The 14,200-nt window shown below is 72.4% G+C and carries 12 protein-coding genes; 8 read left to right on the top strand and 4 right to left on the bottom strand.

Annotated features, from left to right (window positions below; translation table 11 throughout):
• Positions 1-20 precede the first annotated feature (20 nt).
• The 4 genes from OHT74_RS26575 to OHT74_RS26560 all read left to right on the top strand — a co-directional run bounded on the left by OHT74_RS26575 (position 21) and on the right by OHT74_RS26560 (position 4,909).
• Positions 21-1,196 (top strand): energy-coupling factor transporter transmembrane protein EcfT, encoded by a 1,176-nt coding sequence (locus tag OHT74_RS26575; RefSeq protein WP_443047731.1) that lies wholly within the window; start codon positions 21-23, stop codon positions 1,194-1,196.
• A complete protein-coding gene (locus OHT74_RS26570; RefSeq protein ID WP_328621602.1) occupies positions 1,193-3,274 on the top strand; it encodes an ABC transporter ATP-binding protein in 2,082 nt (693 codons plus the stop codon). The genes OHT74_RS26575 and OHT74_RS26570 overlap by 4 nt, the downstream gene beginning before the upstream one ends.
• Complete coding sequence (locus tag OHT74_RS26565) at positions 3,271-4,119, top strand: ECF transporter S component (RefSeq protein ID WP_328621601.1); 849 nt, start codon at positions 3,271-3,273, stop codon at positions 4,117-4,119. The genes OHT74_RS26570 and OHT74_RS26565 overlap by 4 nt, the downstream gene beginning before the upstream one ends.
• A gap of 388 nt (positions 4,120-4,507) precedes the next feature.
• Positions 4,508-4,909, top strand: a complete 402-nt coding sequence (locus tag OHT74_RS26560; RefSeq protein WP_266667409.1) for a transglycosylase SLT domain-containing protein — start codon at positions 4,508-4,510, stop codon at positions 4,907-4,909.
• Positions 4,910-5,066: 157 nt separating this feature from the next.
• Here the strand turns inward: OHT74_RS26560 and OHT74_RS26555 are convergent, their stop codons facing one another.
• Positions 5,067-6,236, bottom strand: coding sequence for a steroid 3-ketoacyl-CoA thiolase (locus tag OHT74_RS26555; RefSeq protein ID WP_266667407.1), 1,170 nt, complete (start codon positions 6,234-6,236; stop codon positions 5,067-5,069).
• A gap of 241 nt (positions 6,237-6,477) precedes the next feature.
• Between OHT74_RS26555 and OHT74_RS26550 the strand changes: the two genes are divergently transcribed.
• Entirely contained in the window at positions 6,478-7,722 is a 1,245-nt protein-coding gene (locus tag OHT74_RS26550; protein ID WP_266667405.1) for a cytochrome P450, read from the top strand.
• A 195-nt stretch (positions 7,723-7,917) separates the two neighbouring features.
• A complete protein-coding gene (locus OHT74_RS26545) occupies positions 7,918-8,301 on the top strand; it encodes a DUF6193 family natural product biosynthesis protein (protein WP_266667403.1) in 384 nt (127 codons plus the stop codon).
• Positions 8,302-8,453: 152 nt separating this feature from the next.
• On the opposite strand, the gene OHT74_RS26540 is transcribed toward OHT74_RS26545, so the two are convergent.
• On the bottom strand, positions 8,454-10,472 hold the full coding sequence (locus OHT74_RS26540; protein WP_328621600.1) for a bifunctional glycosyltransferase 87/phosphatase PAP2 family protein: 2,019 nt from the start codon (positions 10,470-10,472) through the stop codon (positions 8,454-8,456).
• A gap of 120 nt (positions 10,473-10,592) precedes the next feature.
• On the opposite strand from OHT74_RS26540, the gene OHT74_RS26535 reads away from it, so the two are divergent.
• Positions 10,593-10,937 (top strand): antibiotic biosynthesis monooxygenase family protein, encoded by a 345-nt coding sequence (locus OHT74_RS26535; protein ID WP_266667399.1) that lies wholly within the window; start codon positions 10,593-10,595, stop codon positions 10,935-10,937.
• A 28-nt stretch (positions 10,938-10,965) separates the two neighbouring features.
• On the opposite strand, the gene OHT74_RS26530 is transcribed toward OHT74_RS26535, so the two are convergent.
• Complete coding sequence (locus OHT74_RS26530) at positions 10,966-11,361, bottom strand: nuclear transport factor 2 family protein (protein ID WP_266667397.1); 396 nt, start codon at positions 11,359-11,361, stop codon at positions 10,966-10,968.
• Between the two features lie 106 nt (positions 11,362-11,467).
• Between OHT74_RS26530 and OHT74_RS26525 the strand changes: the two genes are divergently transcribed.
• On the top strand, positions 11,468-12,001 hold the full coding sequence (locus OHT74_RS26525) for a GNAT family N-acetyltransferase (protein ID WP_328621599.1): 534 nt from the start codon (positions 11,468-11,470) through the stop codon (positions 11,999-12,001).
• Between the two features lie 35 nt (positions 12,002-12,036).
• On the opposite strand, the gene OHT74_RS26520 is transcribed toward OHT74_RS26525, so the two are convergent.
• Positions 12,037-14,103 carry an MFS transporter gene (locus OHT74_RS26520; RefSeq protein ID WP_328621598.1) on the bottom strand — a complete coding sequence of 689 codons (2,067 nt, stop codon included), beginning with the start codon at positions 14,101-14,103 and terminating at the stop codon, positions 12,037-12,039.
• Between the last annotated feature and the right edge of the window lie 97 nt (positions 14,104-14,200).

Genomic DNA, 14,200 nt, shown 5'->3' with positions numbered 1-14,200 from the left:
GGCCCGCAGTCGGCGACGTGATCCCGGCCGGGCCCGGGCCCGCCGGGGCGGGCGACCCCGGGTCCTGGCCGACGTACGGGAAAAGCCGGGTCCGCCGCGCGGCGGCGCCGCAGGCCCGTCGGGGGAACGCCCTGCACGCGGGAGCGTGGTGGCTCTGGGCGCTCGGCCTCGCCACGGCCGCTTCCCGCACCACCAATCCCCTTCTCCTCGGCCTGATCGTCGGCGTGGCCGGCTACGTCGTTGCCGCCCGCCGGACCTCCGCGCCCTGGGCGCGTTCCTACGGCGCCTTCCTCAAGCTCGGCCTGTTCGTCATCGGGCTCCGCCTCCTCTTCTCCGTGCTGCTCGGCTCCCCGATCCCCGGCGCGCACGTCCTGCTCACCCTCCCCGAGCTCCCGCTCCCCGGCTGGGCGGCCCAGGGCATCCGCATCGGCGGCCGCGTCACCGCCGAGCAGCTCGTCTTCGCCTTCTACGACGGCGCCAAGCTGGCCACCCTCCTCGTCTGCGTCGGCGCCGCGAACGCCCTCGCCAATCCGGCGCGGCTGCTGAAATCCCTCCCGGCCGCCCTCTACGAGGCCGGCGTCGCCGTCGTCGTCGCCATGACCTTCGCGCCGAACATGGTCGCCGACGTCGCCCGCCTGCGGACCGCCCGCCGCCTGCGCGGCCGCCCCACCGGCGGCGTCAAGGCGATCCTCCAGATCGGCCTGCCCGTCCTGGAGGGCGCCCTCGAGCGCTCCGTCGCCGTCGCCGCCTCGATGGACGCCCGCGGCTACGGCCGTACCGCGCAGGTCCCGCCCGCCGTCCGGCACACCACCAACGTCCTCACCCTCGGCGGCCTGCTCGGCATGTGCGCGGGCACGTACGGGCTGCTCGCCGCCGAGGGCGCCGCGTACGGGCTGCCGGTCCTGCTCATCGGCCTCTTCCTGGCCCTCGCGGGCCTGCACCTCGGCGGCCGGCGCAGCATCCGGACCCGCTACCGGCCCGACCGCTGGGGGTGGCGGGCGTGGCTGGTCGCCGGGTCGGGTGCGGCCGTCGCGGCCGTCCTCATCCATGCCGCGGCCGTGGACCCGGACGCCCTCCTCCCCGGCGTCGTCCCCCTGGTCGCCCCCACGCTCCCGCTGTGGCCGGCGACGGCGATCCTGATCGGCCTGCTCCCCGCCCTCGTGGCGCCCGTACCTCCGAAGGAAACAGCACTGTGATCCGCTTCGAGCAGGTGTCGGTCACGTACGACGGCGCGACGGAGCCCACCCTCCGCGACGCCGACCTGGTGATCCCGGAGGGCGAGCTCACGCTCCTGGTCGGCCCGTCGGGCGTCGGCAAGTCGACCCTCCTCGGTGCGGTATCCGGCCTGGTCCCGCATTTCACCGGGGGCACGCTGCGGGGCCGCGTCACCGTCGCCGGCCGCGACACCCGCACCCACGAGCCGCGCGAGCTCGCCGATGTCGTGGGCACGGTCGGCCAGGACCCGCTCGCGCACTTCGTGACGGACGTGGTCGAGGACGAGCTCGCCTACGGCATGGAGTCCCTCGGCCTGGCCCCGGCCGTCATGCGCCGCCGGGTCGAGGAGACCCTGGACCTGCTGGGCCTGAACGAACTGCGCGACCGCCCCATCGCCACCCTCTCCGGCGGCCAGCAGCAACGGGTCGCGATCGGCTCGGTCCTGACCCCGCACCCGAAGGTCCTGGTCCTGGACGAGCCCACGTCGGCGCTGGACCCGGCGGCCGCCGAGGAGGTCCTGGCGGTCCTCCAGCGCCTGGTCCACGACCTGGGCACGACGGTCCTGCTGGCGGAACACCGCCTGGAACGCGTCATCCAGTACGCGGACCAGGTCCTCCTCCTCCCGTCCCCCGGCGCGGCCCCGGTCCTCGGCAGCCCCTCCTCGATCATGGCCGTCTCCCCGGTCCACCCCCCGGTGGTGGCCCTGGGCCGCCTGGCGGACTGGTCCCCCCTCCCCCTCTCGATCCGCGACGCCCGCCGCCGGTCCGCTCCACTCCGCTCCCGCCTCACCCTCGCCACCTCCACCCCTCAATCACCGCCGGCACCGGCTCAACCGTCCCCACCCCCGCCCCGCCCGGCGTCCCTCCCCCCTCAGCCCGCCGTATCCCAACCGCCCTCCCCTCAGCCCGCCCCGGCCCAGCCGGAGTCCCCGATCCCGTCGGGCGCCCCGGCTCCGCCGCACCATCCAGCCCCGCCGGCGTTTGAGGCGCGGGGTCTGGGGCGGAGCCCCAGGATCGGGAAGGGGCGGGGTGGGGAAGAAGCCCCGCGCAGCGGCCCCGTCCCCCGCCCCGGCATCCTGGCCCGGCTGCTCCGCCGGAGCGAGCCGTCCCCCCGCCCCGCGACCGGGACCGGTCCCGCCACCGGAACCGGCAGCGCGCCCGCGCCCGGAGCCGGCACAGGCACCGGCACCGGCACCGCCGATCCGGCCCCCGTGGCCAAGGCCACCGCCCTCTCCCTCCGCCGCGGCCGCGCCGAAGTGCTCCACGGCATCGACCTCTCCGTGGCCCCCGGCGAGACCATCGCCCTCATGGGCCGCAACGGCGCCGGCAAGTCCACCCTCCTCGCCACCCTCATCGGAACGCTCGCCCCCACCACCGGCACGGTGGCCGTCGGCGGCCGCACCCCCCACCGCACCGCCCCGCAGGAGATGGTCCGCCGCGTCGGCCTCGTCCCGCAGGAACCCCGCGACCTCCTCTACGCCGACACCGTGTCCGCCGAGTGCTCCGCCGCCGACGCCGACGCCGGCGCGGCCCCCGGCACCTGCCGGGACCTCGTCTCCGCCCTGCTCCCGGACGTCCCCGACGACACCCATCCCCGGGACCTCTCCGAGGGCCAGCGCCTGGCCCTCGCCCTGGCCCTCGTACTCACCGGCCGCCCCGCGCTGCTCCTGCTCGACGAGCCCACCCGCGGTCTGGACTACGCCGCCAAAGCCCGCCTGATCGAGATCCTCCGCGGCCTCGCCGCCGACGGGCACGCCATCGTCCTCGCCACCCACGACGTGGAGCTCGCCGCCGAGCTGGCCCACCGGGTGGTGATCCTCGCCGGCGGCGAGATCGTCGCGGACGGCCCGACCGCCGAGGTCGTCGTGTCGTCCCCGGCCTTCGCCCCCCAGGTGGCCAAGATCCTGGCCCCGGGCCACTGGCTCACGGTGACCCAGGTCGCGAAAGCCCTGGCAGAAGCCGAGGCCAAGGCAGAGGCCGAAGCCGAAGCCGAGGCCGAAGCCGAAGCCGAGGCCGAGGCCGAAGCCGAGACCGAGGCCGAAGCCGAGACCACACCATGAGCACCCCCGCCCGCCCCCTCCGCATCGGCCCCCGCGCCGCCATCGCCCTGCTCCTCGTCACCCTCATCGGCATCGCGGCCTTCGGCTGGCCCCTCCTCGCCGACCGCCAGTCCGGCCTCGCCCACTCCCAGGACGCCCCCTGGCTCTTCGCGGCGCTGCTCCCCCTCCTCGTCGCCGTCGTCGTCGCGACCATCGCCGACCAGGGCATGGACGCCAAGGCGGTGGCGATGCTCGGCGTGCTCGCCGCGGTCGGAGCCGCCCTCAGACCGCTGGGCGCCGGCACGGCCGGCCTGGAGCCGATGTTCTTCCTGATGGTGCTCAGCGGCCGCGTCCTCGGCCCGGGCTTCGGCTTCGTCCTCGGCTCGGTCACGATGTTCGCCTCCGCCCTGCTCACGGGCGGGGTCGGGCCGTGGATGCCGTTCCAGATGCTGGCGATGGGCTGGTTCTCGCTGGGCGCCGGGCTGCTGCCCGGCGCGATGGGGGTCCCCCCTGCTCGAGCGAAGCCGAGAGCTTGGGGGAAGATCCGGGGCCGGGCGGAGCTGCTGATGCTGGCGGCGTACGGCTTCGTGGGCTCGTTCGCGTACGGCACGGTCATGAACCTGCAGGGCTGGGTGCTCCTGCAGGGCATGGGCCAGGGCATCTCCTTCCACCCGGGGGATCCGGTCGCCGCCAACCTGGCCCGCTTCGCCGCGTACTGCGCGGCGACCTCGCTGGGCTGGGACCTGGGCCGGGCCGCGCTGACCGTCGTACTGACGCTCGCGGTCGGCGGCACGCTGCTGAAGGCGCTGCGGCGGGCGGTGCGAAAAGCGGCGTTCGAGGCGCCCGTTTCCTTCGGTTCGGGTTGAAAGTGGCCCGGCGCACACACCATTTCGTGTAACGAACCACCACGGAAGGTGACATTCGGGCCTTGTCCCGGTGACTCACCCCATAGGACCCACGTCACATACGACGCGGGGTAGTAGCCCTCAAGGCCCCCTCCCTCGACCCGGAAACCGGCCCTCACCTGCGAGAACGCCGGCGCCCCCACCCCCGGCCCGACGGCCCCCGGCTGCGAGGGCGGCTAGTAATCGGGGTCGTTGCCAGAGCCTCGGGGACCTGGCTAACTGGTGTTGTCGCTACGGCGGCCGGGGTCTTCACCCCCCGCCCGACGAACCCCTCTCCTCTGCGTGAGTGGCTCACGCATGTCCCCGACATGCCCGCGACCGTCCCTGTCCCCTGCGGAAGGTTTCATCCGTGTCCCACGTCATCCGTCGCATCGCCGCCTCCAAGAAGGCCCTCGCCGGCTCCATCGTCGCCCTGGGCGTCGCCGGCACCATGCTCGCCACGGTTCCCGCTCAGGCGGCCCCGACGAGCGCCAAGGCGATCGCGCACCAGATGATCAAGGACCCGGCCCAGTTCGCCGCCTTCGACAAGATCATTTCCCACGAGAGCGGCTGGGACCACACCGCCACGAACGCCTCCTCGGGTGCGTACGGCCTGGCCCAGGCCCTGCCGGCCTCGAAGATGGCCTCCGCGGGCGCGGACTGGAAGACCAACCCGGCCACCCAGATCAAGTGGGGCCTGGACTACATGAACTCCCGCTACGGCAGCCCGGTCGGCGCCTGGAACTTCTGGCAGGCCAACCACTGGTACTAAGCCACCGGTAAGCGCTTTGCCGCACGAGCAGTGCGAAGGCCCCGGTGGCCGGACCTCCCCAGGTCCGGCCACCGGGGCCTTCTGTTTCCCATCCCACAGGGTTCAGGGCACGCGGTGCTCACCGCACGCGCTCACGCGCCGTACGCGCCGCCCGCGCTCACAGCCGCTGGATGATCGTCCCGGTCGCCAGCGCGCCGCCCGCGCACATGGTGATCAGCGCGAATTCCTTGTCGCGGCGCTCGAGCTCGTGCAGCGCGGTGGTGATCAGCCGGGCTCCGGTCGCGCCGACGGGGTGGCCGAGCGCGATGCCGCCGCCGTTGACGTTGACCTTCTCCAGGTCCTGCTCGAAGACCTGGGCCCAGCTGAGGACGACCGAGGCGAAGGCCTCGTTGATCTCGACCAGGTCGATGTCCCTGAGGGACATCCCGGCCTTGCCGAGCACGGCCCGCGTCGCGTCGATCGGCCCGTCGAGGTGGTAGTGCGGGTCGGCGCCGACCAGGGTCTGGGCGACGATCCGGGCGCGCGGCCTGAGCTTGAGCGCGCGGGCCATCTTGCGTGAGGCCCACATCACGGCGGCGGCCCCGTCGGATATCTGCGAGGAGTTCCCGGCGGTGTGCACGGCGGTCGGCATGACCGGCTTGAGCCGGGCCAGCGCCTCCATGCTGGTGTCGCGCAGCCCCTCGTCGCGGTCGACGAGCCGCCACATGCCCTGCCCTGCGGCCTGCTCCTCCTCCGTCGTCGGGACCTGGACGGCGAAGGTCTCCCGCTTGAACCGCTCCTCGGCCCATGCGGTGGCGGCCCGCTCCTGGGAGAGCAGCCCGAGCCGGTCGACGTCCTCGCGGGTCAGGCCCCGGTGGCGGGCGATCCGCTCGGCGGCCTCGAACTGGTTCGGGAGGTCGACGTTCCACTCGTCCGGGAAGGGCTTGCCGGGGCCGTGCTTGGAGCCGGAGCCCAGCGGCACCCGGCTCATCGCCTCGACGCCGCAGGCGATGCCGATGTCCATGACACCGCCGGAGATCATGTTGGCGACCATGTGGTTGGCCTGCTGGGAGCTGCCGCACTGGCAGTCCACCGTGGTCGCGGCGGTCTCGTACGGCAGGCCCATGGCGAGCCAGGCGTTGCGCGCCGGGTTCATGGACTGCTCGCCGGCGTGGGTGACGGTGCCCCCGACGATCTGCTCGACGCAGTCGGGCTGGATTCCGGTCCGGGCGAGGAGTTCGCGGTACGTCTCGCCGAGCAGGTAGGCGGGATGGAGGTTGGCGAGCGCGCCCCCGCGCTTGCCGATGGGGGTGCGTACGGCTTCGACGATGACGGGTTCCGCGGCCATGAGCTCGTCCTCTCCTGCACTGTGCCGGCGCGGCGGGCCGTCCCGGCGCCCCGCCCGAACTAGTACGCGTTCTAGTTCTCCTCGCAGTCTTATGACCCGGAGGCCCGGCACGCAAGGGTCTTGCACGCGGCTTACACGGATTCCACACGCAACAGTTGACGCGAGGGCCCTTGTCACTTCTGGAACTCGTTACTACCTTCAAGCCAACTTCTGATGGGCCGTCAGACTTTGGAGTCGCCCGATGCCCTGTCCCGCGCTGCCCGAAGGCTTCGACGCCACCGACCCCGACCTCCTCCAGGACCGGGTCCCCTTCCCCGAGTTCGCACAGCTGCGGCAGACCGCACCCGTGTGGTGGTGCCCCCAGCAGCGCGGCATCACCGGCTTCGACGACGAGGGCTACTGGGTCGTCACCCGGCACGCGGACGTCAAGTACGTATCCACGCACCCGGAGTTGTTCTCCTCCACCACCAACACGGCGATCATCCGCTTCAACGAGCACATCCAGCGCGAGCAGATAGATGCCCAGCGTCTGATCATGCTGAACATGGACCCGCCGGAACACACCCGCGTACGCCAGATCGTGCAGCGCGGTTTCACCCCGCGGGCCATCCGCGGCCTGGAGGAGGCCCTGCGCGACCGGGCCCGGAAGATCGTCGCGCAGGCGCTGGAAGCCTCGGCCGACGGCAGCTTCGACTTCGTCACGCAGGTCGCGTGCGAGCTCCCGCTGCAGGCCATCGCCGAACTGATCGGCGTACCGCAGGAGGACCGCCTGCGCATCTTCGACTGGTCGAACAAGATGATCGCGTACGACGACCCCGAATACGCGATCACCGAGGAGGTCGGCTCCAACGCGGCCGTGGAGCTCATCGGCTACGCCATGAACCTCTCCGCCGCCCGCAAGGAGTGCCCGGCCAAGGACATCGTCACGCAGCTGGTGGCGGCCGAGGGCCAGGGCAACCTGGGCTCCGACGAGTTCGGCTTCTTCGTGCTGCTGCTGGCGGTCGCCGGCAACGAGACCACGCGCAACGCCATCAGCCACGGCATGCACGCCTTCCTGACCCACCCCGACCAGTGGGAGCTGTACAAGGCGACGCGGCCGGCGACGGCCGCCGAGGAGATCGTCCGCTGGGCCACCCCGGTGGTGTCCTTCCAGCGCACCGCCACCCAGGACACCGAGCTGGGCGGGCAGAAGATCAAGGCGGGCGACCGGGTGGGGCTCTTCTACTCCTCCGCCAACCACGACCCCGAGGTGTTCACCGACCCCGACCGCTTCGACATCACCCGCGACCCGAACCCGCACCTGGGCTTCGGCGGCGGCGGCCCGCACTTCTGCCTCGGCAAGTCCCTGGCCATCATGGAGATCGACCTGATCTTCAACGCGCTGGCCGACACCCTGCCCGACCTGCGGCTGACCGGCGAGGAGCCGCGCCGGCTGCGCGCCGCCTGGCTCAACGGCATCAAGGAGCTCCGGGTCAGCCACGGTTGAGCACGTGTCGTCCGTGGCCGTACCGGTTCCGCGGCGGCAGGGGCCGCTCCTCCCACGCCCCGGCCCCTGCCGTCCACTGGAACGCCGCCGAGGGCGCGCCCGGCGTGCGGACGGGGCGCATCGGGGGCGCACGTATGCCGGATTGTTGACTTCCGGACCATTGTCCTGAGACCGGTGGGGCGTCACACTGCGCGGATGAACCTTCACGCTGCCGATACAGACACCGCTCACCGGGTGGATGCCCGCTGGCAGCGGCTGCCCACGACGTGGCGGCTGATCCAGGAGCGCGGCGGGCCCGAAACGCTCTGCCGAGGTGTCATCGAGCTCATCGAGGCCGCCTCCGCGCAGCCGCAGCTGCGCCGGCTGTACCCGTTCACCCGCCAGTGGACCCTGTGGTTCAGCTCCCGCACCCGCCACCCCTTCGACGTGGAGGCACCGGCCGTCGAGCCCATGCCCGACGGCCGCTTCCGGGTGCGCAGCCCCAGCCTGACCACCGTCATCGCCGAGACCGACACCGCCGAGGCCGCCATCGCGCTCGTCGTGGACCGGCTCTCCGCGGGCGGCGCGGCGGTCCGCTGATCGCCCCGGGTGGCGCAGGGGCCGCCGACGGCGGATCCTGACAGGACGCGGCGATCCACCGAAGGGGTGCCGGGGCGGGCACACGGCCTGCCCCGGCACCCCTTCGCGCTGCGGAATCCGCCCGTCGGGCGTGGCTGCTCAGGCCCGGCTGCTCAGGCCCGGCTGCGCGTGGCGGCGCCCACCCGCTCCGGCTCGCGCGGCCGCGGCACGCTCAGCCCGGCCGGCAGGACGGCGCCGCGCGGCCCCGACAGCACGTACACGAGCCCGAACCCGGCGCTGATGACGACCGCGCCGCCGACCGCGTCGAGCACCCAGTGGTTGGCGGTGGCGACGATCGCGCACACCGTGATCAGCGGGTGCAGCGCCCCGAGGAGCTTCTGCCAGCCCTTCGGCGCGAGCGTGATGATCACGATCCCGCACCACAGCGACCAGCCGAAGTGCAGCGAGGGCATCGCCGCGTACTGGTTGGAGATCGCGGTCATCGCCCCGTACTGCGGATGGGCCAGATCCTGCGGCCCGTGCACGGTGTCGATGAAGCCGAGTGCGGGCATCAGCCTCGGCGGCGCCAGCGGGTACAGCCAGAAGCCGACGAGCGCGAGGACGGTGGCCAGGCCCAGGGAGGCGCGGGCCCAGCGGTAGTCGCCCGGCCTGCGCCAGTACAGCACCGCCAGGATCGTCAGCGGCACCACGAAGTGGAACGACGTGTAGTAGAAGTTGAAGAACTTCTCCAGCCAGGGCAGGTTCACGACGGCGTGGTTGACGGCGTGCTCGATGTCGATGCCCAGCGCCCGCTCGACGGCGTGGATCTGACTCCCGTTCCCCTCGGCGACGCTGCGGCTGCTCGGCGCGGCGGCCCGGATGTGCGAATACAGCGAGTACCCCACCCGTATCAGCAGCAGCTCCAGCAACAGGTTGGGGCGCGACAGCACGCGCCGCCAGAACGGCATCAGCGGCACCCGCGACCACCGGGCGGCGGACGGCCGGCTGTACGCCGTCGCGACGGGCTCGCGCCAGTACGGCGAGGACCGCGGCAGGAACGGCACCGCGCAGGCCGCCGCCAGCGCGGCGAGCAGCAGTACGTTGTCCCGTACGGGGGCCAGCGCGGCCAGGTTGGGCAGCAGCACGTCGCTGGGCAGGGTCATGGCGAGCACCACGGCCACCGGCCACACGGGCCGGTCCGCCGCCCGCCTGCCGACCTTGCCGGCCACCGCGAGCAGCACCCACAGCAGCTGGTGGCGCCAGCCGGTCGGCGCCACGGCGACGGCCACGCAGCCGGTGACGGCCACGGCGAGCAGCAGCTGGCCGTCGCGGGCGTAGCGGGCCGCGCGGCGCAGGCCGACCCAGACGATCCCGGCCGCAAGGGCCACGTACAGCAGGATCTCGAGGGGGCCGCTCAGGCCGAGCCGCAGCAGCGCGCCGTGCACGGACTGGTTGGCGAGGCTGTCGGGGGCGCCGCCGAGGCCGGTGCCGGCCAGGTGGTGGACCCAGTACGTCCAGGAGTCGCGCGGCAGGGCCGCCCAGGACAGGGCGGTGGCCGCGGCGAACGTCACGGCGGCGGCCTTGGCGGTGGGGCGGCGGCCGGTCAGCCACAGCAGCGGCGCGAACAGCAGCAGGGCCGGCTGGAGCGCGGCGGCGAGGCCGACGAGGAAGCCGGCCGGGCGCTCGCCGGGCACCCGGAACACGGCCAGCAGCACCAGCAGCACGGGCAGGACTGCGGTCTGGCCCGGCGAGGCGGCCGCCCGGACGGGCAGCGACACCATCATCAGGCCGACCAGCACGGGCGCGGCGAGCAGCGCGGTGCGCCGCGGCACGGGGTCGGGCAGGCCGCGCGCGGCGACCAGCCCGACGGCGGCGACGAACAGCAGCGTCACACAGGTCCAGGCCACCTCCAGGGAGGGCGCCGCAAGCCCGAGGAACGGCCTCAGGACCATCCCCGCGAAGGGGGTCCCGGTGAACTGGCCGCCGTCGTAGAGCGAGCCGGGAAAACTGCTGGGGAGCTGGAACTCGCTGAGCCACTCGCCCGGTGGCACGCGCAGCACTGCGGCGGCCTGTCTGACGGCGAGGACACCGGCCAGCGCCCACAGGAGGAACCGCGCCGCCCCCAGCCTGCCGCTACCGCCTATGACCCCGGCATGTCCGTTCGCACCACCGTGCTCTGCCGCGTTAGCCACGCCTCGCCGGCCTCCCGCCCTGTTGACCGCAACCTTGACTTCGCCTGGCTGCCGCGTTTCGTGCACCACTTCATTACCTGGGAGGACGATATCCCGCACGGGATCCCTAGGATGGCGGGCATGAGCATCGTGAAGATCAACGCACTGACCGTGCCTGCCGAGCAGCGGGAAGTACTGGAGCAGCGGTTCGCCTCGCGGGCGGGCGCCGTGGAGGGTTCGGACGGGTTCGAGTGGTTCGAGCTGCTGCGTCCCGTCGAGGGGACGGACCAGTACCTGGTGTACACGCGGTGGCGGTCGGAGGAGGACTTCCAGGCGTGGATGGAGGGGCCCATGAAGGCGGCCCACCAGGGCGGCGGCGCGGGCGCGGGCTCAGGCACGGGTGAGCGGCCGAAGCCGGCGGCTTCCGGTTCGACGGTGTGGTCGTTCGAGGTCGTGCAGCAGGCGGCGCCGAAGCCGCAGGCCTGAACCGGGGCGGGGCGAGGAGGTCCGGGGATCAGCCCCAGAAGCGGTCCTCCTCGTCGATGTCCTGCGTGCACTGGTCGACGTCGGTGATCTTCCCGCCGACGATCGTGAAGAAGAGGCCGCCCTGGATCTCGATCCCGTGGTCGCCGCGGTCGCCGCGCGCCGTGTGGAAGGTCATGCCGTGGCCGCGCCCGTCGACCAACACCGAGTGCAGATCGACCTGGAAGGTGCCGTTCGTCTCCTCGCCGAACCTCCGGTACAGGTCGAGGACGGCTTCACGGCCCTTGTGGTGCCCCGAGAGCGGGTTGCTGCCGGGCACGTGGTGGATGACGTCGGCCGTCATCAGCGTGCCCAGCGTCTCCATGTCGCCCTTGCCGAAGGCCTCGTAACCGCGGCGGATCAGGGCAGCGTCAGGGTGCTCGGACATGGCGTTTCACGCCCTCCATCTGAGTGATATGCGTCTTTTCCTATCATCGGCCCGTACCTGTGGATATTCCACGCGGCGAGCCGCGCACGGACTCCACAATGGCGCCATGAACATCAACAGCACGAGCAACAGCTCCACCGTCGCCACACCCCGCGAGGCAGGCAACTGGACCGTCGTCGCCGAGCACTTCGCCACCGCCGACGCCACCACGCTGCGCCGCGCGTACTACGCGGAGGTCGCCGGCCGGTACTGGAAACGGTCCGTCACCGAGGCCGAGATCGACAAGGGCCTGCGGGATGACCCGGACGACGGGCTCGTCCCGCCGACGGGCCGGTTCGTGGTCGGCCGATTGGACGGCAGGCCTCTGGCCTGCGGCGGCATACGGCTGCTCGACCCCGTCACCGCCGAGCTCACCAGGGTGTACGTGGACCCTGCCGCCCGCGGCACCGGCGGCGGGGCGGCCCTGCTCGCCGCCCTGGAGGACGAGGCCCGCGCGCTGGGCGCCGAGCGGGTCCGGCTCGACACCCGGTCGGACCTGGTGGAAGCCCGGGCGTTGTACGCGCGGCACGGGTACGCGGAGATACCGGCGTACAACGCGGGCCCGTACGCGGAGCACTGGTTCGAGAAGCCCATGGTCTGAGCCCGGTCGGCGTCCTGCCTGCCCGCCCGTCGGGGTCAGTGCGCGGCGTGGTCCCGGCGCGGCGAGGAGTCGTAGGGCTCCTCGGCGTCGGATCCGCAGAGCTCCGCGTTGATCTCCTTGACCAGCTTGACCAGGTCGGTCGGGCGGTCCGGGCCCCACCAGTCGCCGAGCAGCTCGGCGAGCGACTCCTCGCGGGCCTCGGCCAGCTTCTCGGCGTGCTCCCGCCCGCGCCCGGTCAGGACCAGCGGCAGTCCGTCCCGTACGGCGAGTCCGCGCTCCTCGATCTGGCGGGCGGCGTCCGTGATCACCTTCAGCGGCACGGTGGTCCGTTCCGCGAGCATCGCGGGCTCGGCCGAGCCGTACTTCTTGATCCGCAGCAGCAGCCAGCTGGCCGCGGGCAGCAGGTCGAAGCCGGCCTTCTCGGTGATCTTCTCGTAGACGTGGCGGCGGCCCTCGCGGGTCCCGAGGACGGTCAGCGCGCGGGCGACCTCGTCGTGGGAGGAGCGGTGGACGGGGTTGGAGGCGAGGGTCTCGGTGACGTCGGGAGCGGTCACCGAGCCCCGGAGCACGTCCTCCTTCAGGAACCAGGCGACGACGAAGGCGACGAGGACGACGGGCACGGCGTAGAGGAAGACGTCGGTGATGGAAGAGGCGTACGCGTCGAGCACGCGGGGCCGCAGCTCGGCGGGCAGCCGTTCGATGGCCCGCGGATCGGCCTCCACCAGCGCGGCCGAACCGGGCGGCACCGGAAGCCCGGTGAAGGCGGTGGCGAGCTTGCCGTCGAGCCGGTTGGTGAAGACCGTTCCGAAGATCGCGACGCCGAAGGAGGCACCGATGGAGCGGAAGAACGTGGCGCCGGAGGTGGCGACGCCGAGATCGGCGTAGCTGACGGCGTTCTGTACGACCAGTACCAGCACCTGCATGACCAGACCCAGTCCGGTGCCGAAGACGAAGAAGTAGATGCTCATCTCCCAGGTGCCGCTGGTGCGCTGCAGCTGGTGCAGCAGGAGCAGCCCGATCGCGGTCACGGCCGTGCCCGCGATCGGGAAGACCTTCCACCGTCCGGTGCGGCTGACGATCTGGCCGGAGACGGTGGAGGAGATCAGCATGCCGAGCACCATCGGCAGCATGTGGACGCCGGACATGGTGGGCGAGACGCCCTGGACCACTTGGAGGAACGTCGGCAGGTAGACCATCGCGCCGAACATCGCGAAACCGACGACGAAGCTGATCACCGAGCAGAGGGTGAAGGTGCGGATCCTGAACAGCCCCAGCGGCAGGACGGGTTCGACGGCCCGCCGCTCGACGAAGAGGAAGACGGCGAGCAGTACGGCGCCGAGGACGGCCAGGCCGACGATCCGGGCCGAGCCCCAGCCCCACGTGCCGCCGAGGGAGGCGACGAGCACGAGGCAGGTGGCGACGCAGGCGATGAGGAACGTGCCGAGGTAGTCGATGACGTGCTTCAACCGCCGCACGGGGATGTGCAGGACCGCGGCGATGACGACGAGCGCGACGAGACCGATGGGGAGGTTGATGTAGAAGACCCAGCGCCAGGACAGGTTGTCGACGAACAGGCCGCCCAGCAGCGGTCCGAGGACACTGGTCGCACCGAAGACGGCGCCGAAGAGGCCTTGGTACTTGCCGCGCTCGCGGGGCGGGACGATGTCGCCGACGATCGCCATCGACAGCACGATGAGTCCGCCGCCGCCCAGGCCCTGCAGGGCGCGGAATCCGATGAGCTGCGGCATGTCCTGGGCGAGCCCGCACAGCGCCGATCCGATGAGGAAGAGCACGATGGCGCCCTGGAACAGCTTCTTGCGTCCGTACTGGTCGCCGAGCTTTCCCCACAGCGGCGTGGCGGCGGTGGCGGCCAGCATGTACGCGGTGACGACCCAGGACAGGTGAGCCATCCCGCCCAGCTCGCTGACGATCGTCGGCAGCGCCGTGGAAACGATCGTCTGGTCGAGGGCGGCGATGAGCAGGCCGAGCAGCAGGGCGCCGATGGAGACGAGAACCTCGCGGGAGGTGTGTTCGGCGGCCGGGCCGGACTTCTGCGGGTGGGGAGCGGGGTCCGCGGCGTCCGCGGTCACGTCCTGAGCCATCCGTTCCTCCTCGGGCCGGATCAACATGTCCATCCTGAGCGGTGTGGCCGGTTATGGCCTCTCGGGCGGGTTGGGCATGCCCCGGAGGGTCTGCATA

Origin of the sequence: Streptomyces sp. NBC_00354, from assembly GCF_036106915.1 — a bacterium.
Lineage (GTDB): Bacteria > Actinomycetota > Actinomycetes > Streptomycetales > Streptomycetaceae > Streptomyces.
This window is presented reverse-complemented; position numbering and strand designations above follow the sequence as displayed.